This window comes from Terriglobia bacterium, assembly GCA_020072845.1.
Lineage (GTDB): Bacteria > Acidobacteriota > Terriglobia > Terriglobales > Acidobacteriaceae > JAIQGF01.
This window is the reverse complement of the sequence record JAIQGF010000017.1, coordinates 1-21,813: the sequence shown is the minus strand read 5'-3', so window position 1 is coordinate 21,813 and position 21,813 is coordinate 1. Positions and strand designations below refer to the sequence as shown.

Sequence of the window (21,813 nt, the reverse complement as noted above, 5' to 3'; positions counted from 1 at the left end):
CAGACGCCTGAAGACTGGCGACTGAAGACTGACGACTTTACTGCCCCACATCGGCCGTGGCCACCTGATGGCTTCCGTATTCCTTCAGCTTATTGTGCAGCGTCTTCAGGCTGATCCCCAAAATTTCCGCCGCGCGCGTTTTGTTGTTATTGGTCGCTTCCAGGGTTTTCAGGATAAGCAGTTTTTCCGCTTCCCCGACGGTGGTGCCCACGCCGAGCCGGACCGCATTGGCCTCCTGCACCGGCGGACGCGGCGTGACCTGGCCGAAACCCGGCGGCAGGTGCTTGGTTTCCACCACGCCGGTCTCGCACACGATGATCGCGCGCTCCAGCGTGTTTCTCAGCTCGCGCACGTTCCCCGGCCACGCAAACGAAGAAAACAGCGACATCACCGAGTCGCTGACCATCTGTACCTTGCGCCCGTGTTTCTCGTTCATGTCCGCCAACAGCGCGGTCACCAGCTCCGGCAGGTCCTGCTTGTGATCGCGCAGCGGTGGCATGGCGATATTGAAAACGTTGAGACGATAATACAGGTCGTTGCGCAGATATCCCTGCGCCACCGCCTCTTCCGGGATCTTATTGGTTGCCGCCAGGACGCGGACGTCGACCGAGGTTTCCACCTTGCTGCCCAACCGCCGCAGCTTGCGGTCTTCGAGTACGCGCAGCAGCTTGGCCTGGGTGGCGATGGGCATTTCGCCGATTTCATCCAGCAACAGCGTGCCGCCCTCGGCCAGCTCGAAGCAGCCGACGCGGCGCTCCACGGCGCCGGTGAAGGAGCCCTTTTCATGGCCGAAGATCTCGCTTTCGATCAGCGTTTCCGGAATGGCCGCGCAATTGATGGCGATGAAGGGCTTGCCTTTGCGCGGGCTGAGGTCGTGAATGGTGCGCGCCACCAGCTCTTTCCCGGTCCCGCTTTCGCCGGTGATCAGCACCGAGGCCGTGCTCGGCGCCACCATTTCCACCAGGTGAAAGATCTCCTGCATTTTGGGCGAGGTGCCCACCATCGGGCCCATTACGCCCTTGTCGCGCAGCGTGCGCCGCGTCACTTCCAGTTCGCGCTCGGTATCACGCTGGCTCACGGCGTGTTTCAGGATGGTGCGCAGACGCGTTGGATCGCCGCCCTTCTGGATGTAGTCGTAGGCGCCGATCTTCATCGCCTCCACCGCGCTATCCACGCTGCCGTGCGCGGTCATGACAATGACCTTGCATTCTTGCGGCAGGCCGGCGACGCGCCGCAGCAGCTCCATCCCGTCCATGCGCGGCATCATCAGGTCGGTGACCACGATCGCCGGCGACCAGGACTCGATCTTCTCCAGCGCCTCAACTCCGTCGCACGCGGTTTCGCATTTAAAGCCCCACAGCGAAGCCAGCTCGGCCAGACCGGTGCGTTCGTTCTCCTCATCCTCGACGATGAGTACCTTTTCCTGGTTCATAAATAGCGTCTTGCTCCATTATTCAGCCTCGGAACTCGTTCGGCAACCTGCGCGCGCTGAGCATCCCGCGTCCGCCGCGGAGTTTATCCGAAGCAAGGATGGGAGTGTGGGCAATTCCCGGCGCGGCCCGGTTCCGAGTGCCTCATGCATAGATGCACGTTTCCGGAAGAGCGTGACTTGCGCCGGTTTTTTCGCCAATAACCGCTGTCGGTTCAGGGTCTTACCGGGAAAGAGCGCCGGGCAAAAATTGCCCGTGGCAGGAGTAACACAGCGGCTGCGGACTGCATTCCAGCCATTGCAATCCCGAATGCGGAACGCAGATAAGTGCTTCGCATGGCAAAACAGTGCGCCGACGCGGCCGGCAACTTTCACCTGTGACCCCAATGCGATACAATTCTCGGTCGCATTTCGAGCCATGTTGCCTGTGGCCCAGGCCCCCTTTTACTAAATCCATCGTCTTTAACAAATCGTAGTTGGCTCCTTGAATCTACCGGAGGATCTATCATGTCACTTCGTGAAAGATTTCTTGGCCGCACCTGCCTGTGCGCCGCAGCCATCTCCCTCCTCCTGTCATCCTCATTTTTCTTCGCTCAGGAGGCGCCCACCCCGAAGTTCGACATCTTCGCCGGTTACTCCTGGATGGATCCGGGTGGCAAGGTCGGCAACGTGTCCCTGCCGTCCCTCAAGAAGGGATTCGGGATTACCTCCACCTACAACTTCAACAAGTGGGTGGGCCTCAGCCTTGACGCGGAGGGCCACTATGGCGATTTGGAAAATATCTCCACGGTAATGCTCGGTCCCCGGTTCAAGCTCCGCCAGGAACACTTTGAGCCATTCGCGCAGGCCCTGTTCGGGCTGCATCGGCTATCGGTTGCCGGTTTAGACTCCGACAACCGTTTCGGCGCCGTCTTTGGCGGCGGATTCGACATCCCGCTGACGCGAATTTTTTCTCTCCGCCTGATCGAGGCCGACTATGTCTGGGCGCACCATAATTTTCGTCCGACCATAGTTGATACGTCGAACTTGCAGGGGGCGCGCGTCCGCAGCGGAATCGTGCTCAGTTTCGGTGGCGGTGCGCCGCCGCCGCCGCTGGGCGCGAGCTGCTCGCTTAACCCGAGGTCGGTGATGGCGGGTGAGCCGGTCACCATGACCACCTCCACCAGCAACGTCATCAAGGGCCACACTGTAACTTACGATTTCAGCACCAGCGGCGGAAAGGCAACGCCGAGGGACAACACCGTTGCCATTGACACCACCGGACTGGCGCCGGGCCAGTACACGGTCAACGCGACCGTTACCGATTCCAAGGCGAAGAAGATGGCGCCGGCCACCTGCAGCGCTAGTTTCACCGTGCAAGAGCCGCCCAAGCATCCGCCAACCGTTTCCTGCAGCGCGAATCCGGCGACGGTCCAGGCGGGCACGCCTTCCACCATTTCCGCTACTGGGAAGAGTCCTGACAATCGTCCGCTGACCTATGGCTTCACCGCCAGCGGCGGCCGCATTGCCCCGAGCGGCCAGCAGGCCACGCTGGACACCGCGGGCGCTTACGCCGGGCTGATCACCGTGAACTGCAAGGCGACCGACGATCGCGGGCTCAGCGGCAGCAATTCGACCTCGGTGAACGTGGAAGTACCGCCGCCTCCGCCGAGCGTCAGCAAGCTCAACGAAATTCAGTTTAAGAACCCGAAACTGCCGGCGCGCGTCGACAACGAAGCCAAGGCCATCCTGGACGATGTTGCCCTGCGCCTGCAGCGTGAACCCGATGCCAAGGCGGTGGTGGTCGGCAATTTCGAGCCCAGCGAAAAGAACGGGCAGACACTTGCCGAGCAGCGCGCTGTCAATACCAAGGCGTACCTGACGCAGGAAAAGGGAATCGACCCGAGTCGCATTGATCTGCGCACCGGCAGCGGCGGCAATCGCACCGCTGAGATTTACCTTGTCCCGCCGGGCACGAGCTTTGATGTCCAGGGCACGCACACGTTTGACGCCAGCAAGATGAAGGCGGGCAAGAACGCGTATCCGCAGGCTCCGGCGCCCAAGCCCATGAAGAAGAAAGCGGCCAAGCCGGCGGCTCCAAAGCCGTAGTCGGAACAGCACATGCGGCAAACTAGCAGGCCGGTCGGCAATCCCGACCGGCCTTTTTCATTCCCCGGCAAACCTCGGCGCACACCCGGGAATCGAATTGAGAACTGCGCCTCGGTCCGTCCCGCCACCGCGCCACTTTCGTCTTGCTACCTTCGTCACCGGACTTGGTACTATTGCGCGGTAGCGTCCGGGCTGAAATCGCGGCAAGATTCGCGTATGGACAACGTGACCACATCCGCTGCCTCGTACCAAACTGTGTCGATGGATTTCCGTCGCTGGCGCTGGGTTGTGCTACTGCTGCTGGCCGCTGGATTCGCCGCGGCGCAATCCTCATCGCCGAACGCTCCCTGGATTGCGCTCGGTCCCGAAGGCGGCGACGTGCGCAGTCTGGCGCACGATCCGCATGATCCCAGCCGCATTTTCCTGGGCACCAGCGCGGGCGAGCTGTATCTCTCCACCGATGGCGGCGCCCGTTGGGCGCACTACGCCCACTTGGGCGGCAGCAACGATTATGTCCTCGACCACATCGTGGTCGATCCCGCCGACGCCAACACCATTTACATCGCCGCCTGGAGCATCGAGAACAACGGCGGCGACATTTTCCGTTCCCGCGACGGCGGCCGCTCCTGGCAGCCACTGCCGGCGATGCACGGCAAATCCGTGCGTAGTTTCGCCGTGTATGCGCGCGACTCGCGCACCATGGTCGCCGGCGCGCTCGACGGCGTCTTCCGCAGCAGGGACGCGGGAGACACCTGGGAGCGAATTTCGCCCGCCAATCATGCCGAGATCAAGAACATCGAATCCATCGCCCTCGACCCGCGCTCGCCGGATGTGATTTATGCCGGCACCTGGCATCTGCCGTGGAAGAGCAGCGATGGCGGACGCACCTGGGCCTCGATGAAGCAAGGCATCGTGGACGATTCCGACGTCTTCTCCATCATCATTGATCAGCAGAATCCGTCCAACGTCTACCTGAGCGCCTGCTCCGGAATCTACAAAAGCGAGAATGCAGGCGAACTGTTCCACAAGATCCAGGGAATCCCGTTCTCCGCCCGGCGCACGCGCGTCCTGCACCAGGATCCCGCGAACCCGGCGATCGTCTACGCCGGCACCACGGAAGGACTGTGGAAGTCGCTGGACGCGGGCAAGACCTGGCGGCGCACCACCGCGCCCAACCTGATCGTGAACGACGTGATGGTGGATCCGCAGCGGCCCGCGCACGTCCTGCTGGCCACCGATCGCAGCGGCGTGCTCGCCAGTGACGACGGCGGCCAGAGTGTCCGCGCCTCCAACCATGGCTTCTCGCACCGCCAGGTCTCGGCCGTGCTCGCCGACCTCAACGATCCGAGCACGCTGTACGCCGGCGTGATCAACGACAAGGAATTTGGCGGCGTATTCGTCACCCACGACGGCGGCGTCCACTGGCAGCAGATGAACACCGGCCTCGCCGGACACGACATCTTCAGCCTGGCGCAGTCCGCCGAGGGCGATTTGCTGGCCGGCACCCATCGCGGCGTCTATCTCTACGAGCAGAAACTGGCTCGCTGGCGCCCGATCAACACCGTGCTGACGGAGAAAGTCACTACGGTCAGCCGCCGCTCGCCGAAGACCCGGAAGATGGTAACCACCACCCGGCGCGAATACCTGAAATCGGAGATCAACGCGCGCGTCGCCGCAGTGGTGGTTTCCGGCGAGCGCTGGTACGCCGCCACCTCCGACGGTGTGTACGCCAGTCTCGACCATGGCCGCAGTTGGCGCGGCCGTCCGGCGGACGCGCAGCGCAACTTCTTCTCCCTGGACGCCGATGGCGAGCGGGTGATCGCTGCCACGCCCAACTCGCTGGCCTTTTCGCGCGACGGCGGAATGGCCTGGACCTCGGTGGAATTGCCCCCGTATGTCAGCACCGTGCAAGGCGTGGCGCTCTCGCCCTCCGCCATCTGGATTTCCTCGCGTGCCGGCGTGTTTTACAGCAAGGACAATGGCGCCACCTGGGAGCACATCCTGGTCGGAGTTCCGCCCCAGAACCTCATGTCGGTTCGCTATGACGGGGCGGCGCGGCGACTCCTCGGCCTGACGCGCTCCGGGGATGTCTACTCCACCAACGACGGCCAAACCTGGAACCGGACCGCGGTTGCCGGGGTCCACATCCGCTCGCTCAGCGTCGCCGGCGGGCGCTTGCTCGGGATCACTCCCTTCCGCGGCATCGTTGCCCAACCGGAGTCGCAGGCGCAAGCTCTGCGCGCCGCTTCCGCCGGCAGTTCGAAGTAAGCGGTCTTAGGTTTTGGGCGTTGGGTTTTAGGCAAGACGAAGCCCGGTAAACTTTGCCGGGCTTTCTTGTGTCTAATTCTCTAACCCTAAAACCGAAAGCCTAAGACCTAAAACCTAAAACCTTCTTGCCTCCCCGACATCGGAAAAAAGTACACGACGGCGGCGCCACAACCCCACGCAAGCTATTGATTCTACATGCTCAGCATTGGCATGCGGGGTGCCCCATTCCGCTGTAGTCCTGACTACAGGAGGGCCCCTTCATGAAACTGAAGCTGATCGTTTCGCTGCTCATATTCGTAATCGCGATCTTCGCCACCGGCTGCGGCTCGGTTCCGGACAATGTCACCGCGGCGGCTAGCGCCGGTTCGGGTGAAAGTTCAAGTCCGCCATTCTCCAAGGCCAAGCAGGCGGATTCTTCCGCGCACACGCTCGCACCCGAGGAGGTCACCGTCCCTGCCGGAACAGCGGTCTCCATCCGCTTGCAGAGCGCGGTTTCCAGCGCCTCAAATCGCTCCGGCGACGAATTCGCTGCCGTGCTGGACGAGCCCATCATCGTGGATGGCAAAACCGTCGTGGCCCGCGGCGCCGCCGTCCGGGGCCGCGTGGTGGCGGCGCGCTCATCCGGGCGCTTGCATAACTCCGGTTACCTGCGCCTCTCGCTGGTTTCCGTGGAGATGAACGGCAAGTCCGTGCCGGTGCACAGTTCCAGCGTTTTCGCCATGGGCGGAACGCACAAGAAGCGTAATCTGGCATTCATCGGCGGAGGCGCGGGCGCCGGCGCCCTCATTGGAGCCATCGCCGCGGGTGGCAAGGGCGCCCTGATCGGCAGCGCCGTCGGCGCCGGCAGCGGCACTGCAGGCGCGTATGCGACCGGCAAGAAGGAGGTCTCCTTCGCGCCCGAACGCCGCCTGACGTTCCGCCTCACCCAGCCTCTGATTGCCCAACCCTAGCCCCCTGCTCCCGGGATGGCGCGCGGCGGCGCGCCATTTTTGCTGCGCCGGGTTTTCTCTGGCGCGAGATCCTTATGTGGGAATTTCCCGATTCGGAATCCCGTTCCCGGAAGAATCTGCCCGACGTGCACTCTTTTTCCGGAAGCAGGGGTACGCTACCGCATGGGAGCGAAGTCTCTAATGTCCGCCGCACCTGTGATTTAGGTCACTTATTTCCAAATTGGAAAAATCTATGCTTGACCCTGATCTGTTCCAACTTGGGCCCAACCTGATTGGGCACACCATGTCCCGTTCCGTTTCGAGATCGGCGGCCTCGGTTCCCCACTCGACGGGCACCCAGTTCCTGGAAGCCGCTGCCAACGAATGCCCCCATGGCCTGATGATCGAGCAAGCTGGACGCGTGGTCTACGCCAACCCCGCCTATGCCCAACTGGCCGGCTTCCACGGCGCCGCGTCGGTGCTGGGCAAATGCATGACCGAGCTTTCGGTTTCCGCGCGCGGAAGCAACGCCAACGGCGCCGGCAACGGCGGCCCGCCGGAATTTGCCCGTACCCGCATGGAATTTCGCCGTGGCCGCCACACGCTCGCCTGGCACGTGGTGCGCGACGTGACCGAGCTCAAGCGCCTGGAGCAGCGCCTGCGCGAATCGGAAAAGATGGAAGCCCTCGGCCGGCTGGTGGGCGGCGTGGCCCATGACTTCAACAACATCTTGACCGCCATCACCCTGTACGCCGACCTGTTGCTGGAACGCACCCAGCGCCGCCGCGAAGCCGAGGAGATCCACCTGGCGGCGCAGCGCGGCACGGCGATCGTGCGCCAGTTGCTGGCCTTCGCGCGCCAGCAGCCCCTGGCGCCGCGGCTGATTTCACTGCGGGCCATCATCACTTCCATGCGCGGCATGCTGGAGCCGCTGTTGGGCGAAAACATCGAGCTGATTACCCGCTTTGATTGCGACCACGACACGGTGCGGGTCGATCCTGCGCAGATGCAGCAAGTGATTCTCAACCTGGTGATGAACGCTCGCGACGCCATGGCCCATGGCGGCCAGATACGCATCGCAACCGGCGCCGGCACTTTGAACGCGCGCTCGGTGCAGCGCCATCCCGGACTGCACGCCGGCAACTACGTCATTCTTACCGTCAGCGACAACGGTCGCGGCATGGATGAGGAGGTTCGCGCGCATCTCTTCGAGCCGTTTTTCACCACCAAGCGGACCGGCCAGGGCGTCGGGCTGGGCATGGCGATGATCTACGGCATCGTGACCCAAAGCGGCGGCGCGGTGTCGGTGGCCAGCAAACCCGGCATGGGCACCCGCGTCACCATCCACTTGCCTCGCCGTGCCTCGCCCGCCGGTTCCACCAAAGGCCGCTCGCAATCCGCCGGCACTCCGAGCGGAACCGAAACCATCCTGCTGGTGGAAGACGACCACGCCGTGCGCTCCTCCATGGCCCATCTGCTCGCCGAATCCGGTTATCACGTGCTGCAGGCACGCGGCGGCGAGCAGGCGATCCGCCTCGCTCGCGCCCACCGCGGCGAGATTGACCTGCTGATCAGCGACATCGTGATGCCGGGCATGAGCGGCAATGACGTCGCGGTCCACCTGCAAAAGTTGCACACCGAAACCAAGGTCCTGTTCATCTCCGGGTATCCGGTCCAGGCCCGCGTGGCCGCGGCCGGCGCCAAGCTGTTATACAAGCCCTTCTCGCGCGCTCAGCTCGCGGAGAAGGTCCGCGAAGTCCTCGATCATCGCCCGGCGGCTGCGGCCGCTGCGTCTGCGCGCTCAGCGCGCGGGAGGGAACTGTCATGATTGCTAGCATGGATGTACTGGCCGGGCCGCGTGAGATTCCCGGCGCCAACCTGCTCAACCTGCTGGTGGTGGACGACGAACGCGCCGTTCGCGAAGGCTGCCGCGACGCGGCGCAAACCGCCGGTTTCAACACCTTCGTCGCCGATAGCGCGGAGCACGCCTACAAGGTGCTCGACACCCAGAACATTGACATCGTTCTCCTCGATCTCAAGCTGCCCGGCGCCAGCGGCCTGGAAGCGTTGCGCACCGTGAAAAGCCGGCGTCCGAATGCGGTGGTGGTCATCATCACCGGCTATGCCACCGTCTCCTCCGCCGTCCAGGCAATGAAAATGGGCGCCTTCGACTACATCAGCAAGCCGTTCACCCTCGACGAATTGCGCATCATGCTGGAGCGCTCGATGGACGAGCTCAAGCTGACTACCGAAAAGCGTGTCCTGCGCGAGCGCCTGCGCTCCAAGCATGGCTTTGGCTCCATCATCGGCCGTTCCCCCGAGATGGAGAAGCTGTACCGCATCATCGCCAAGGCGGCGCAGAGCACTCATCCGGTGCTGATCATGGGGGAGAGCGGGACCGGGAAGGAGCTGGTGGCGCGCTGCATTCACTACTCCGGGCCCTATCACGACAAGCCCTTCATCCCGGTGGACTGCGGCTCGCTGGTCCCGACGCTGATCGAAAGCGAGCTCTTCGGCTACGTGCGCGGGGCCTTCACCGGCGCGATTCGCGCCAAGGAAGGACTACTGGCCATCGCCAGCGGCGGCACCGTCTTTCTCGACGAGATCGGTGAATTGACGGTGGACTTGCAGGCCAAGTTGCTGCGCGCCATCCAGGAGAAGGAAATCCGTCCGGTGGGCAGCACCAAGCGCGTGAACATCAACGTCCGCATCCTGGCCGCCACCAATCGCAATCTCGAGGCGGCCGTCGCCGACGGCACCTTCCGCCGCGATCTTTACTTCCGCCTCAACGTGCTCAGCCTGAAAATTCCTCCCCTGCGCGACCGCAAGCAGGACATCCCCCTGCTGGCCGAGCACTTCCTGGAACGGATGTCGCGCAACACCGGTTCGCAGCGCGCCCTCAGCGAGGAGTCGCTGCAGGTGATGATGGGTTACGATTGGCCCGGCAACGTGCGCGAGTTGGAGAACTGCCTGGAGCGCGCCTGTGCCCTGAGTTCCGGCCCCACCATCCAGACCGCCGACTTGCCTTCGCCCATCCAGAACGCCAACCATCCCATGCTGACGGAGTCCACCGATGGAGGCAAGATCGTCCCCATCGCCGACCTGGAAAGGGAAGCGATCCTGCGCACCATCGACCAGCTCAAGGGTGACAAGCTGCTGGCGGCGCGTCTGCTGGGGATCGGCAAGACCACTCTGTATCGCAAGCTGAAGGAGTACGCCACGGAAGACTGAGAGGCTGATCGACTTGCGTCACGCCGCGTGCCCGGCCGCCTCCGGCCGGGCTCTTGCTTGCGCCTCAGTTCCCATTCCCGCTTCAGGCTCCCGTTACGGGAACCGAAACGCGCGCAATCCTGTCTTTTCAGTTGCGCTATCCATGGCATCGGACGTGCAATGCCACTTGCATGATTCTGCTCATCACAAAATCGTCGAACGGCCAGGAGTACGCAGCCTCGCTGCTGGCCGCCACTCGCATCAAGACCGAACTCGTGCCCGACATCCGGACCGCGCTGGCTCGTTTGCGCGACCAGGAATTCAGCGCCGTGGTTATCGACGAGAGCATGCTCGAGCCCAGCGCCAAGTCGATTGACCTGCTGGTCAAGCACCTGGGCAGGGCGGTGCCGGTGTTCGTAAACCTCGCCGTGAGCCGTATGGAACGCGTGGTTCGCGACATCCAGGCGGCGCTTCACCGCGCCGAACAGGAGCGCTCCATGGCCCGGGTCGCAGTCGAGTTCGACCTGCGAGGCCAATTGCGTGGCGAACTGACCGGCATCCTGCTGTGGACGCAGCAGGCGCTGGAACTTCCGGCCCTGCCGGCGGCTGCCGAGTCCAAGCTCAGGTCGGTCTATGAAACGGCCGACAAGATGCGCGAGCGCCTCGGGCTTGCAAGCTAGGGCTGCGCGGTGGCTTCTGGTCGGTGCGGGGACCATTGTTTCTCCCGGCCGACAACCTGGGCCTTGCCCACTCGCTGGGACTCCTACCTGACGCCTGGGGCCTGCTGCCTGCCGCCTTGCTGCACCGTCCGGCGGCATGGCTCCAATGATCCCGTGCACTGCAGCCCGCCAGGACGCTGCCTTCCTGTTACAAGAATCCTCGTAGGTCCCGGCGCCTCGCCGGGACCGCCCTGTGCTCACCCGAAACTCATGGGGCGGCAGCCGCCCAAGCTTGCCCTGAGAGAAGCCGAAGGGGCTGTTGCAAAGAAGCCGTATCCGCACCGCACTCCATCACATCTATTGGGGGATGAAAGAGGAGAAGATGAATGGCTGATGTGAAGATTACGATCCGCAAGAACGGCCCGTACCGAGTTGAAGCCCCTCCAGGTTCTGTCGAAATGGTTGATGCCGACGGCAACCCGTATGATCTCAGCACCAGGATGAAGGAAGGCAAGCTGGCTTTCTCGCTGTGTCGCTGTGGCGCCAGCACGCAAAAGCCTTTCTGCGACGGCACCCACGCCAAGATCGGGTTCCAGGCCGCCGAGGTTGCAGTGAAACCGGCCGAGGGCGGTGCGAATCCTCCGGCCCTCAGCGGGCCAAAAGGCTGAGCGTGTGGCACACAGCCTGCCCTGAGCGAAGTCGAAGGGCGCCCTCGCGTGTGCAGGCCCGCAGGGGCGACAGAGCCTAGCCCGGCAGGTGAGTGCCGGGAAAGTTAAACATAAATTGCCAAAGTCCCGCAGGTGTCTGTGTCATAGCTCGATTTCGCGCGTTGCAGTGGTCCAAAAGCGACCCGAAACCAGCCGCGGAGCGGCGAAATTCGTTAGCCCAGCGCGGCAGCGCTGGGTAGAGTGGACCAAAAAGCGTGAGCGCCAGCGGCGCGGCACAGCTACGACACAGACTCCGCAGGGACGGCAGAACTAAAACTGGATTGTGAGAGGTTGGAAGATGGCTACGCTCGACCGTTTCGCTGCTGTCCTTACCGCCGCAAACGAACGGTTGCGTATGCTTTCGCCCGCCGAGGCCGCTTCCCGTCTCCAGCCCGGCGCGTGGTCGAAAAAGGAAGAGCTTGGCCACCTGGTCGATTCCGCCATCAACAATTACGCCCGCATCATTCGCGTGCAAATGGAAAACGCACCCGCGCTGCCGAGTTATCAGCAGGACGCCTGGGTCGAGCGCCAGAACTATGACGATCGCGATTGGCGGGAATTGATTGCGCTTTGGTCAGCGTTGAATGAGCACATGCTGGCAGCCGCGGCGAGAATTCCATCCGCCGCGCTGGCGCGCACCTGCACCATCGCCGGCAGCCAACCCATGACACTGGAATTCGTGATCGAGGATTATGTGGACCACATGATCCATCACCTGGAGCACATCGGCCTGGCGCTCAGCCAATTCCGCCGCCCCGAATCCGCCTACGCGTGAGCGACTAGCTCCGGAAACTAGAAACCAGAAACTAGAAACTGCCTCACTCCGCCACGCTCTTCATCTTCAACCGGCTCTTGTTCTCTTCCAGAAATTCTTTCAGCCGGTCCGCCACCTCCAGCAGCCGCGTCCACTGCTCGTAATAGAGCGTCACCGGAAAGCGTCCCATTCCGTACACGCTCACCGCGCCCTTCTCGCTGACGCGGAATTCCAGCGTGCCGCTCCGCTTACGCCCCTGCTGTTTTTCCAGTTCAGCGACCTTCGCTTTCAGCTCTTCATAACTCGGTTCTGCCATGATTGCCTCTCTTCCAACAGATTGAGTGCGCACATGAGATTAGTTCGCTGACGTAGCTTCGGCAAGACCCGCAGAATAGGATTTGTTGTGGGTGTGGTGGACTCGCGCCCGTTACGGCTCTCGTCCCGCGAGGGACGCTATGAAAGTAGCCCGGCACTTCAGTGCCGGGAAAACTGTTGCGGAAACTCAAGTCCCGTAGGGACGGCTGAAATCGCCTTAATGAATGGTCTTGGTCTTTCGCGACATGTAATCCATCAGCAGGTACTGCCCCAGCGTGTACGGCGTGGTGAAATACGCCTTGCCGCGGCACATCTCCGTCACCTTCTGCACAAACTGCACCAGGCCGTAATCGCTGGCGAGCATGAAGGTGTTGATCAGGATCCCGGCGCGCTTGCACTTGGAAACTTCCTCCAGCGTCTGGCTCACCACCAGCGGATCCAGTCCAAACGCGTTCTTGTAGATGCGTCCATCTTCCATAGTTAGCGCCGAAGGCTTGCCGTCGGTGATCATCACGATCTGCTTCATGTCCTTGCGCTGCCGCGCCAGCAGCCGCTGCGCCAGCCGCAGCCCCTCGCGCGTGTTGGTGTAGTACGGCCCCACCTTCACCCGCGCCAGTTGCGACAGCGGCACTTCCTCCGCCGAATCGTGGAACAGGATCAGCGACAGCGAATCGCCCGGATACTGCGTCCGGATCAGGTGCGACAGCGCCATCGCCACCTTCTTCGCCGGCGTGAATCGGTCCTCGCCGTACAGGATCATGGAGTGCGAGCAGTCCAGCATCAGCACCGTCGCGCACGACGACTGGTACTCGCACTGGTGCACCTGCAGGTCGCTGTATTCCAGGTTCAGCGGCACCTGCGCGCCCTCGCGCTGGATGGCCGACGACAGCGTCGCCGTGATGTCCAGGTTCAGCGTGTCGCCGAATTCGTAGGTCTTGGCCGCGCCGCTGGCTTCCACGCCGGTGGCCAGGTCGCGCGTATCGTGCCGCCCGAAGCTCGATTTCCCCAGCGACCCCAGCAGGTCGCGCAAGGTGCGGTAGCCGAGAAAGTCCAGGCTCTTGTCGGTGATCTCGAATTTCGTCTGCGACTGGTTCTGCCCCACCTGTCCGCCCACCGACGACTGCTTCGACGGGTCCTGTGGCTGCTCGATGGAGATGAAATCCTCCTGCTGCATGCGCTCGATCAGCTTCTCGATCAGCTCATCCAGCTTGCCTTCCATCTGCATCAGCTGGAGCTGTTCCTGGAGTTCATCCATCATCCCGCTGTTCATCAGCGCGTCCTCGATGGCGCGGCGCAGCTCGTCCAGCGTCTTCTCCGGGTCGCGCATTTCCATGAACCCGTAGGAATCCTGAAACCCGCTTTGCAGCAGGTAATCGGAGAGCGCGCTGAGCAAGTCCTCCATGCTCATCTCGCCCGCCGGATCGGGCACGTATTTGGTGTAGGTGACGCGCTTCATAGAACAAGTGGTCAGTGGCCAGTGGGCAGTGGCCAGTTGGGTCGCGTCTTTGCTGACCACTGGCCACTGACCACTGACCACTAATTAAACGGCCTTCTGCTCCGGAACGGCGGCTCTTCTCCCCGCATGCCGCTCGCCTCCGCCCGACGCGGCTGCTTTTCGCCGGCGGTAAACAACCGCTCCTCGCTGCGCCCAATGCGCTTGTGCGCGTACAGGCCTTCCAGCAGGAATTCCGCCGCCGAAACCTGCACTTCCGCCGGATCGCGCGGCTTGACGCCCACCGCGCCCAGTTGTTCCAGCAGTCCCTGGATGCCTTTGACCTCTTCCAGCACCTTGACCGCCGGCGTTCCGTCCTGGATCTTGATGTTCCCGCCGAGATCGAACCACTGCACGATCTGCTGCACGTTGGCGCCGTGGAAATACTGGTCGTAGGTGTTGGCGATGGCGGTGCGGATCAGCTCCCGTCCCACGTTGTCCGCTCCCTTGACCTCGCCCTCGTACTCCAGCTCCAGTTTGCCGGTGATGGCCGGCATGGCGGCGTAAATGTCGCCGATGCGCGGCACCACGGTTTCCTCGCCGTGCAGAATCGCGCGCCGCTCGGCGTTGGAGATCACGTTTTCCATGCACGTAATCGGCAGCCGCTGGCTGACTCCGCTGCGCTTGTCGATCTTCTTGTCCTCGCGCGCCACGAACGCAATCCGCTCGATCACCTCGCGCACGTATTTCGGCAGGTGCAGCTTGTAACCGTCGCGCTGCGCCCATGCCTCCTGCGTTGTGATCGTGATTCCTTCCTCCACCGTCGCCGGGTAGTGGGTGCGAATCTCCGACCCAATGCGGTCTTTCAGCGGGGTAATGATTTTCCCGCGCGCCGTGTAATCCTCCGGATTGGCGCTGAAAACCAGCGCGACATCCAGCGGCAGGCGGATGGGGTAGCCCTTAATCTGCACGTCGCCTTCCTGCATGATGTTGAACAACCCGACCTGAATTTTTCCCGCCAGATCGGGCAATTCGTTGATCGCAAAGATGCCGCGGTTCGCCCTCGGCAGCAGCCCGTAGTGCACCGTCAGCTCGCTCGAGAGTTCGTGCCCGCTCTTGGCCGCCTTGATGGGATCAATGTCGCCGATCAGGTCCGCGATGGTCACATCCGGCGTTGCCAGCTTCTCCACGTACCGTTGCTCGGGCGCCAGCCAAGCCACCGGTGTTTCTTCGCCCTGGGCGGCGATCAACTCGCGGCAGCGCCGGCAGATCGGCTCGTAAGGGTTGTCGTGGATCTCGCACCCGGCCACATACGGCATGTGCGGGTCGAGCAGGGAAGTGAGCGCCCGCAAGATCCGGCTCTTCGCTTGCCCGCGCAGCCCGAGCAGGATGAAGTTGTGACGCGAAAGAATCGCGTTCACGATCTGCGGCACCACCGTGTCGTCGTAGCCCACGATGCCGGGAAACATCGCCTCGCCCTGCCGCAGGCGCGCAATCAGGTTCTCGCGCAGTTCGTCTTTCACGCGGCGGCGGTTCAGGCGGGGTTGGGTAAACTGCGAGTTGCGGAGCTGTCCGAGCGTCCGGGGAAGATTCATTGGGGTAGGAACCTCTCTGGGGGAACATCCTCACCTGCGGCGATTATACGCCCGCTACATCACACCCCAATGTGATGCCGAAACCGCGCTCTGGATGCGGGATTCCGCGTTGCCGCAACAAATCGCCAATCATCAATCGACAATCGAAAATGCCTTTCCCCTCTGTGCCCTCCGTGGCTAATCCCGGATCACTTTCCCACCACCACCAGCTCAAAGCTGCCCGGCTCCATCGTCGGACGCTGGCCCGGCGCCGCCGGCGGCTGCAGCTTCGCCGCGGGAATAAAGAGCTGGTGCGTTTTCTCGTCGAGCGCAATCGTCCGCCCGCTCACCTTGGTCGCCACGGTCTGGACCGCCTCGAACTTTCCCGGCGCGGTTTCCCCGACCACCGTCACCGTTCCGTCGCGGCCATTGGCGGCAAACGCAAGCCCGGCCGACGCGTCAAATTCCGTCCCATCGCAGCCGGCGCCGATCGGCACCGACGCCAGCAGCTTCCCATGCTTTGCGTCCATCACGGCCATCACTTTGTTGCCCGAGCATCCGGCAAACAGCCGTCCCTTCTTGCGATCCATCGCCAGGCCCGTCGGCGCCTCGCACGGCGCCATCGGCCATTCGCTGGTGACCTTCATCGCCTTGGCATCCATCACCGCCACGGTTCCCTTGTCCTCGATGTTGACGAAAACGTGCTTGTGGCCGTCGTACGCCGCGAATTCCGGTTTGCCCGAAACCGGGATGGTCGCCAGCACCTGCAGCGAAGCGGCGTCAATCACGGTCACGTTCTTGCTGCGCCCGTTGAAGGCGAAGACGCGCTTGGTTCCGGGCTCGTACAGAATGGCATCCGGATTTTCGCCCGCCGCCACCGTGCCCGTCGCCTTCAGCGTCTTCAAGTCAACGACGACGACATTGTTGGCGCGTCCCGCGCTGATGAATCCCTTGTTCAACTCCGGCGCCAGCGCGATTCCGTGCACGCCCGGCGTGTCGGGAATTTCGGCCAGCAGTTTGCCGGAGTCCGCGTCCACCACCATCATGCGCGTCGAGCGCGACACGTACACGCGGCGCGCCGCGCTGTCCACCGCGAGGTAGTCCCAACCTCCATCACCGCCGAGCGCGATGTGCTTCATCACTTTGTACTGCGGCGCCGGAGGCGCGGCCAGCGCCAGCAGCGCAACTCCGCACAACGCCAGCAACCCAATCCGGCCAATCAGGCGAGTGAACATGACTACCTCCGGTCGAACAGGATACCGGAAATTGCCTGGGCTTGGCGCGACATGGTGGTGATGATTTGTGATTCCGAGCGCAGCGAGGCATCTGCTTTTGCCGTCGACCGTAGACCATCGACTGCTTGCGCAGCGAGTCGAAGGGGAGGAAGCTGCTTTTGCCGAGAACCGACAACCGAGAACCGATCACCGACAACCAACAACCGCAACTTTTCCGGCGCACCAGCGTCTAATTAACTAAGCGGTTAGTTAGATGTGGAGTGAGGTGAAACCTATGTACCGCACAACGAAATTTGCAGCGCTGCTGCTGGCTGCCTCGATGGCCCTGGGCGGGCTCGCCCTGGCCGACACCGGCCGCGACGCCGAAATCCAGGCCCGCCTGGCCGCGCAGTTGGAGAAGAAGGCTGAGTTCAAGGACGTCCAACCCTCGGTTGCAGACGGCATCGTCACCCTCCAGGGCACGGTGGACTCCTACCAGCACAAGCTCGACGCCGAAAAGAAGGCGCGCAAGCAGGACCACGTTGCCGGCGTGCGCGACCTGGTCACGGTCGCGGGGCCGGAAGTCTCCGACGCCGCGCTGCGCGACAAGCTGGCGAAGAAGCTGGCCTATGACCGCGTCGGCTTCGGCAACGTCTTCAATCTGCTGACCGTGGACGTCAGCAACGGCGTGGCCACCGTCGGCGGCGAAGTGCACGAGCCGGTGGACCGCGACTCGGCGATCAGCGAGGTCGTCAATACCGCGGGCGTGAAGGGCGTGGTGGAGAACATCAAGGTTGCTCCCGCGTCGTTCTTCGACGACGAGCTGCGCATCCGCGTGGCGCGCGCCATTTACCGCGATCCGTCGCTGAGCCGCTACGGCTGGGATCCGCAGGCGCCCATCCGCATCGTGGTGGACCACGGCCATGTCGGCTTGTACGGCGTGGTCAGCTCGGAGTTCGACCGCATCGTGGCCGGAATCCGCGCCAACGAGGTGGCTGGATCGTTCTCGGTGGAGAATCATCTGCTGACAGCGAAAAGCGTAGATCGCTGAAGGCTAAACGGCTGTCGGCGATCGGCTGTCGGCAAAAGCAACAAGGCACGGCGAAACTGCGTGCCTTTTGCTTTGGCTATCAGCTCTCAGCTATCAGCTGTCAGCAACAGCAAAGACACGAGTTTCTGGTTTCCAGTTTCTAGTTTCTAGAACAGGAGCGCGGAAAGATTAATCAAGTGGTTATTAACTGCGGCTCGCAGGTGTTTACCCACCCCCCTCCCCCCTTGGTTGTGGCTGGGAAGCGGGGAAGCGCGGCGGAATGAGTCGGTTGCGCGCGAAACGGTATGCTGGGGTACGCACGGTATGCCGCTCGGTAACCGGAGGATACCTGGGAACGGTAGTGTGTACCGTTGAGGTAACTTTTCGGGCTGCCGGTGCGCGGTCATTGTTATCAAAGAACTAACGAGCGGTTGTCGGAGACACAAACACCCGCACACATTGTGCGCAGAATGAGGATAGCGGGTTGGGCGTGAGCTGTCTGTGACAAACAAGAGAAAAAAGCACGATCTGTTGATTCCTATTTGCCAATTTAGGAATGCCAACACTCAGGACAGTGGCGCCTCAAGAGCCATGTGCATCGTTGGAGATTCAAGTGTTTGTCAGCGAAGTATCGATTTCCGTCGCCTCATCGACCTAACGATCTTTGCAACGCAGCATTCCGGGCGGCGAAGCAAGTCGCCCGTCCAGATTCGGAGGACGCTCCATCCCATTCGGCGTAGGTGGCGGCGCTGTCGCTGGTCCCTCTGTACATTGCGCAGTATCTTGTCGCGCCAATAACTGTTGAGGCGGTCTTTCCAAAGCTCGAAGTTGCGACCATGCCAAAAATCGCCATCTAAGAAAATCGCAATTCTCAAACGTGGCAGTGCAGCGTCAGGACGACCAGGGACCAAAGAATAGTGCTTCTTGAATCGCAACTTCTTCTTGTGCAGCAATTCAAAAAAGAGAAACTCCGTGTTGTTGCCGGAACGAATTTTTCCCATTACTGCGCTGCGTTCCGCCTTTGACAAGAAATCGCGCCGCATGCGTTTAACCGTATTGACCAAAATAGAAACTGCTTGCAGAATGTCTTAACAGAACAATGAACTGGATTCGGTCAGAGCGCAAGCGCAGAAACCTCAGTCAAGCGAAACTCGCGAAACTGCTTAACCTCCAACAGTACGTCCTTTCGCAATGGGAACTCGGCAAGGACAGCCCATCTGACGACCAGCGCGAGGAAATTCATCGCGTACTGTCAGCTTTGGATGTGCGGGTGACAAATGGTGACACGTCGCTTTTTCGGAAAAAACGATTCACGAGAGCTGCGGGAAGCAAGCCGCTGCGCAAGCAGCCGAGCGCCGTGCTTGTTTGGAAGAAAGCAGAAACAGGTCGCGGGCGTATGGATGCTCGCCCCAAGGCGATTGCGCTTTTTGCAGGTTGTGGCGGGATGTCGCTTGGATTGGAATCAGGAGGTCTCGATGTCGTGGGGTATGTTGAAGTGGACGCCGCCGCTCGAAGGATTTATGAGCTAAATTTCCCGGCTACGGAATGTTTGGGAAAGAACGTCCGGGACATCACGGACGCAGAGGTCCTGGGGTGGAAGGCCAAGTTCGGAGAAATTACCATCTTGGCGGGAGGGCCGCCTTGTCAAGGGTTTAGTCTGGCAGGAAAGCGTGACACCCACGATCCACGCAATGAATTATTCAAGTACTTCGCGAAAATCGCTCGGGTCCTGAACCCCGCAGCTGTAATTCTGGAAAATGTGCGGCTAATGACGTCCATGCGAGATAAATCGGGTAACCCAATGCCGGATCCGATGTCGGTTGCATTTGAAGAAGCTGGGTACAGTGTTCGATTCAAGCCTCTGAATGCTCAGGATTTTGGAGTGCCGCAGTTTCGGGAGCGTGTTTTCTTTGTTGGAATACGCAAGGACTTAAGCATTGAGCCGTCATTTCCGCGGCCTACTCACGGTATTGCCCGGGGTGGGTCTTTGTTCATGGACGACTTGAAACCCCATGTCACGTTTCGCGACGCGACGCACGACCTTGAAAAGCTGGAGTCAGGAGAGGTCTCTTCGGAAGATCCGCTTCACTTCGCAGTTAGGCACCCAGAACATGTAATCCGAATGCTCCGGGAGGTGCCCGAAGGCAAAAGCGCTCACGAGAATCAAGACCCGCAACTCAGACCGACTTCTGGCTACAACACTACTTACAAGAGATTGAAGTGGGATGAGCCGAGCTCAACAATTGGCACAAACTTCAGCATGATTTCGGGGTGCCGGAACGTGCATCCGGAGCAGACGCGATCTATGACGATTCGAGAGGCACTTCGGTGTCAGACATTCCCCGACACCTTCGCTTTTCGCGGTACTTTCGGCGAGATTCGCACCGCGATTGGCAATGCGGTTCCGCCAAAGCTGGCTCAAGCCATTGGCGAGCATGTGCTGTCTATTTTAGGGCCGTCACTCTCGTTCATTCCGCCGGGTCAAGCTTGTAGAAATAACCAGCTTCAAGGTTGAATTGCAGTTGCGTTCGGTGTTGCTTCTGGCCGCTGCGCTGAAACTGGATGAACCCAAAGCGCGGTGCCAGGTGCTGCGCTGGGTCTCCTTTGAATCTGCCTTTTCGGACGAAATATCCTTTGGTCTCGAATGGTCTGTAACTGCAGGAGCGTTTGACGAGTTCAGCTATCGAGAGGATTGCCATTTCGCAATTGTCCAAAATGTCCGGGCGAACAGTCTGGTGCAGCAGAAACTCAGGCGGAAACGGGTCATTCGCGTATGCCTTCTGGAACAAGACCGTACTAATATCGCGCTGTTTCTTGGTGAATAGCTTCTCAAGTTCGGCGCGGCTGCTAGCCGGCAGTTCCTCCCAAAACCAGCGGTCGGGATCGCTCTTACGGTCGTCTCGGCAGCCCATGTCTATCGGTCGGAATCCGTTGTCGCCACAAAACATTCGTAAACCCTTTTCCGCGTGTGCGGATACTTCTATGCCGTTTCTGCGAAGCAGGGCACAGAATGCTGTCGCAGTGGTGAAATATAACTGATCGTTGGTGGGCTTCTGATTTCCGCAGGTCTTAACTGAGACGCCAGTCCGCCGAGTAGATCCCCTATAGTGAATTTCGACAAGGACATCGCTCTTGGACGCAGTAACTGCTAGTCCGGCTTTCGAGTCGATCCTGTCGCCTTCACCTGCAGTTGCCAAACCGCCCAGCCACCATGCTTTCACTTTCGCGAAATGTGTTATGCGGCAATCATGCATTATGCGTCGCATTAGCTCGACGGCGGGATTCCCGGTGACAACATGCGAACTAGGCGGTCGCTGCAGGTCGCGAGTAAATTTCAGCTCCGACATTGCCGCTGCCAAGGTTTTCTCAAACTCGTGCCCCCTTTTCCTTCCCTTGGTTCCGGCATCGATCTGCGCCTTGTGCTTGTCGCTCTCCGGGATCAGTGCCATACCAACCCCCGTACAAGCGCAGACGGACTTACCCGTAGCGCGGCAGCGAGGCGCACTAGGTTAATGAGGGAGATGTTTCGAAGACCGCGTTCTACGAGGCTGATATAGGTGCGATCAAAACCCGCCAATTCGGCGAGCTTCTCCTGAGATAGGTGCTTGTCCTGGCGCACCTCTCGAACGCGTTTTCCAAACTTGATGAGGAGCTGTCGGGTGTGCACACCCGCGAGTATTCCGATTTGCCGACAATGGGTCTACGGACAATGCGTCTCACTGCGGTTCCGTTACTGTCGCGGCTTGCCTTGAATACTGGGAAGAGGCACTTCGCTGCGGGTGGTGCAGAGGCCAGCTGGAAGCAAATCCGGGGCTAAACCCCCGATTGATTTTGTCGACTGATTCGTATGCCTAAATGTGGTGTCTCAAGACGTTGTTCCCCTCCAAGCCGGAGCGGCTGATGGGTGGCGACTGGCCAAGACTAGCATGCGGGCGGTGCACGGCGAAGTACGGTTCATCGAGTACATGGACGTCGGCGGCGCCAGCCGCTGGTCGCCCGACCGCGTCGTGTCGCGGCGCGAGATGCTCGAAGGGCTGACCCGACGCTACGGACCAGTCACGCCAATTGTCCACGAGAGTTCCGCGCCGGCCGAGCAGTTCACGCTGAGCGACGGCACGGTGTTCGGCATCATCGCGTCGACGACCGAGCCGTTCTGCCGCCCGTGCGACCGCAGTCGCCTGACCGCCGACGGCATGTGGTACCT

The 21,813-nt window shown here is 61.4% G+C and carries 19 protein-coding genes; 11 read left to right on the top strand and 8 right to left on the bottom strand.

Annotated features, from left to right (window positions below):
* Window positions 1-37 precede the first annotated feature (37 nt).
* Window positions 38-1,432, bottom strand: coding sequence for a sigma-54 dependent transcriptional regulator (locus tag LAN70_16755; GenBank protein MBZ5512799.1), 1,395 nt, complete (start codon window positions 1,430-1,432; stop codon window positions 38-40).
* 504 nt (window positions 1,433-1,936) lie between these two features.
* Here LAN70_16755 and LAN70_16750 point away from each other — a divergent pair.
* The 8 genes from LAN70_16750 (at window position 1,937) to LAN70_16715 (ending at window position 12,065) form a co-directional block, all read left to right on the top strand.
* A complete protein-coding gene (locus LAN70_16750; protein ID MBZ5512798.1) occupies window positions 1,937-3,517 on the top strand; it encodes an OmpA family protein in 1,581 nt (526 codons plus the stop codon).
* Between the two features lie 216 nt (window positions 3,518-3,733).
* Window positions 3,734-5,785, top strand: coding sequence for a transcriptional regulator (locus LAN70_16745; GenBank protein ID MBZ5512797.1), 2,052 nt, complete (start codon window positions 3,734-3,736; stop codon window positions 5,783-5,785).
* 260 nt (window positions 5,786-6,045) lie between these two features.
* Window positions 6,046-6,735 carry a hypothetical protein gene (locus LAN70_16740; GenBank protein ID MBZ5512796.1) on the top strand — a complete coding sequence of 230 codons (690 nt, stop codon included), beginning with the start codon at window positions 6,046-6,048 and terminating at the stop codon, window positions 6,733-6,735.
* A gap of 232 nt (window positions 6,736-6,967) precedes the next feature.
* Window positions 6,968-8,542 carry a response regulator gene (locus tag LAN70_16735; protein ID MBZ5512795.1) on the top strand — a complete coding sequence of 525 codons (1,575 nt, stop codon included), beginning with the start codon at window positions 6,968-6,970 and terminating at the stop codon, window positions 8,540-8,542.
* 8 nt (window positions 8,543-8,550) lie between these two features.
* Window positions 8,551-9,945: a sigma-54 dependent transcriptional regulator gene (locus LAN70_16730; GenBank protein ID MBZ5512794.1), complete on the top strand. Its 1,395-nt coding sequence runs from the start codon at window positions 8,551-8,553 to the stop codon at window positions 9,943-9,945.
* A gap of 170 nt (window positions 9,946-10,115) precedes the next feature.
* Window positions 10,116-10,604, top strand: coding sequence for a hypothetical protein (locus tag LAN70_16725; GenBank protein ID MBZ5512793.1), 489 nt, complete (start codon window positions 10,116-10,118; stop codon window positions 10,602-10,604).
* Between the two features lie 365 nt (window positions 10,605-10,969).
* On the top strand, window positions 10,970-11,251 hold the full coding sequence (locus LAN70_16720; GenBank protein ID MBZ5512792.1) for a CDGSH iron-sulfur domain-containing protein: 282 nt from the start codon (window positions 10,970-10,972) through the stop codon (window positions 11,249-11,251).
* Between the two features lie 337 nt (window positions 11,252-11,588).
* Window positions 11,589-12,065 (top strand): DinB family protein, encoded by a 477-nt coding sequence (locus LAN70_16715; protein MBZ5512791.1) that lies wholly within the window; start codon window positions 11,589-11,591, stop codon window positions 12,063-12,065.
* Window positions 12,066-12,108: 43 nt separating this feature from the next.
* Here the strand turns inward: LAN70_16715 and LAN70_16710 are convergent, their stop codons facing one another.
* The 4 genes from LAN70_16710 to LAN70_16695 form a co-directional block, all read right to left on the bottom strand.
* A complete protein-coding gene (locus LAN70_16710) occupies window positions 12,109-12,360 on the bottom strand; it encodes a hypothetical protein (protein MBZ5512790.1) in 252 nt (83 codons plus the stop codon).
* A 216-nt stretch (window positions 12,361-12,576) separates the two neighbouring features.
* Window positions 12,577-13,815: a VWA domain-containing protein gene (locus LAN70_16705; protein ID MBZ5512789.1), complete on the bottom strand. Its 1,239-nt coding sequence runs from the start codon at window positions 13,813-13,815 to the stop codon at window positions 12,577-12,579.
* 80 nt (window positions 13,816-13,895) lie between these two features.
* Complete coding sequence (locus LAN70_16700) at window positions 13,896-15,386, bottom strand: magnesium chelatase (GenBank protein ID MBZ5512788.1); 1,491 nt, start codon at window positions 15,384-15,386, stop codon at window positions 13,896-13,898.
* Between the two features lie 188 nt (window positions 15,387-15,574).
* A complete protein-coding gene (locus LAN70_16695; protein ID MBZ5512787.1) occupies window positions 15,575-16,600 on the bottom strand; it encodes a YncE family protein in 1,026 nt (341 codons plus the stop codon).
* Window positions 16,601-16,874: 274 nt separating this feature from the next.
* Here LAN70_16695 and LAN70_16690 point away from each other — a divergent pair, with 274 nt between their 5' ends.
* Window positions 16,875-17,630: a BON domain-containing protein gene (locus tag LAN70_16690; GenBank protein MBZ5512786.1), complete on the top strand. Its 756-nt coding sequence runs from the start codon at window positions 16,875-16,877 to the stop codon at window positions 17,628-17,630.
* A 599-nt stretch (window positions 17,631-18,229) separates the two neighbouring features.
* On the opposite strand, the gene LAN70_16685 is transcribed toward LAN70_16690, so the two are convergent.
* Window positions 18,230-18,652 carry a very short patch repair endonuclease gene (locus tag LAN70_16685; GenBank protein ID MBZ5512785.1) on the bottom strand — a complete coding sequence of 141 codons (423 nt, stop codon included), beginning with the start codon at window positions 18,650-18,652 and terminating at the stop codon, window positions 18,230-18,232.
* Between the two features lie 56 nt (window positions 18,653-18,708).
* Here LAN70_16685 and dcm point away from each other — a divergent pair, with 56 nt between their 5' ends.
* On the top strand, window positions 18,709-20,124 hold the full coding sequence (gene dcm, locus LAN70_16680) for a DNA (cytosine-5-)-methyltransferase (GenBank protein MBZ5512784.1): 1,416 nt from the start codon (window positions 18,709-18,711) through the stop codon (window positions 20,122-20,124).
* Here the strand turns inward: dcm and LAN70_16675 are convergent.
* Both LAN70_16675 and LAN70_16670 read right to left on the bottom strand, forming a co-directional pair.
* On the bottom strand, window positions 20,078-21,058 hold the full coding sequence (locus LAN70_16675) for a hypothetical protein (GenBank protein MBZ5512783.1): 981 nt from the start codon (window positions 21,056-21,058) through the stop codon (window positions 20,078-20,080). The two genes, dcm and LAN70_16675, sit on opposite strands and share 47 nt — an antisense overlap.
* On the bottom strand, window positions 21,049-21,276 hold the full coding sequence (locus LAN70_16670) for a helix-turn-helix domain-containing protein (protein MBZ5512782.1): 228 nt from the start codon (window positions 21,274-21,276) through the stop codon (window positions 21,049-21,051). Before LAN70_16670 ends, LAN70_16675 begins: the two co-directional genes overlap by 10 nt.
* Before the next feature lie 259 nt (window positions 21,277-21,535).
* Here LAN70_16670 and LAN70_16665 point away from each other — a divergent pair.
* Window positions 21,536-21,813: cyclic pyranopterin phosphate synthase MoaA (locus LAN70_16665; GenBank protein ID MBZ5512781.1), on the top strand; the 278-nt coding region annotated here is incomplete at its 3' end.